Source organism: Nocardia panacis (genome assembly GCF_003598715.1).
GTDB lineage: Bacteria > Actinomycetota > Actinomycetes > Mycobacteriales > Mycobacteriaceae > Nocardia > Nocardia panacis.
Map to the genome: position 1 here is coordinate 1 of NZ_QZFU01000051.1, position 1420 is coordinate 1420.

Annotated in this window: 1 protein-coding gene; it reads right to left on the reverse strand. The window is 67.6% G+C overall.

Annotation, left to right across the window (positions count from 1 at the left end; genetic code table 11):
• A partial coding sequence (locus D5S18_RS32395; RefSeq protein ID WP_147404332.1) for an IS4 family transposase occupies nt 1–1255 on the reverse strand: 1255 nt, incomplete at its 3' end.
• Between the last annotated feature and the right edge of the window lie 165 nt (nt 1256–1420).

A 1420-nucleotide genomic window follows, 5' to 3' on the forward strand; every position in this document is an offset into this window, starting at 1 on the left:
GGTGCTTGGAGATGGCGCGTTTGACGACGCGGGGGCAGGCGCGGGCCCGGCGGGCAGGTAGGGGCACGGCCAGGACAGCCCGGCCGATCTGTCCGGCGAGGTCGACGACGGTCCCGGCGATGATGCCGGCGGCCCGGACGAGCTGGTCACGAGCGGTGTTGAGGGCGACGGTGAAACTACCGCGGTCGGGTGAGATGGTGCCGGGGGCCAGGGTGGCATCGGCGACGGCGGTCCTCACCGCCTGGTAGGCGACCAGCAGCGCGTAGATCTCCTGGGTGATGAGTTCGGGTCGGCGCGCACGCAGAACGCGTCCGCCGAGCAGGCCGGACTTCAGTTCCGCATAGCTGGTCTCGATCTCCCATCTCTGATGGTAGAGAACCGCTAGATCCTTTGCCGGATACCGCTTCTCATCGATAAGAGTTGTGATCAACCGGTAGCGTTCGACCCGGCGAACCGACCGGTGATCACCGGTACCGGTGACGAGGATATCGGCGTCGATCACACGGACGGTGACCGCGCCGATCCGGGTCAGCCACGAGCCGTCGGTCAGCCGGCCCGCCACCGCCATCTTGCGTTTGCCCTGTCCGCGGATCAGCAGCTGCGCGCCGGTCGCGGCGGCGGATTCGATAAGGCCGGCCGCGTCGAAGTTCCGGTCGGCCGGCAACAGCATTCCCGCTCGCAGACATCCGAACAGTCTTGGCGCATAAGTGGTTTCGCCACACCGGTCGGAACCGAACACCGCGTCGAGCACGGTGCGGGTCCCGCAGGCTACCACCGCCACCAGGCGCAGCATCGCGAAGCCGGAATCACCGAGCGGCCCGGCCCGATGACGACCGTACGCGGCGAGGTTGGCGTCGCTTGCCGGGGCGTAGAGGCAGGTGCCGTCCACCGCGCACACCAGCAGTCCCCGCCACCGCACCGCGCCGGCAGCAGGCCCTCTGACCAGTTCGAACAACGCCCGCAACGGTTTCGGACCCACCCGCCGACGCGCTTGGGTCAATGCCGACGACCCGGGCGAGGCCACCACCGCACCCACCCCGGCAACCAGCCGGGACCACACCTGGCTATAGCCCATACCCTCGAACAACGCCCCGGCCAGCAGCAGATACACCACCACCCGCGACGGCAGATCCCGCACCCGCGCCTGCACCGACGCGGTGGCCTCCAACGCGGCATCGACCATTTCGAACGGCACGATCTGGGTCAGCTCACCCAGATGCCCCGGCGCGAACCGACCCGCCGCTACCCCCGACACACGATTGATGACAGACTGCACAGACAGCGGAACTCCCCGGTGGCACGGTTTTCTTGGTCGTTAACCTCTCTACCAGGAGTTCCGCTGTTCCGCGTCACGACATACCAACCACCACAGCAAGATCCACTTGCACTGCGCTCATCCGCGCTAACTGCGCGGCATTGG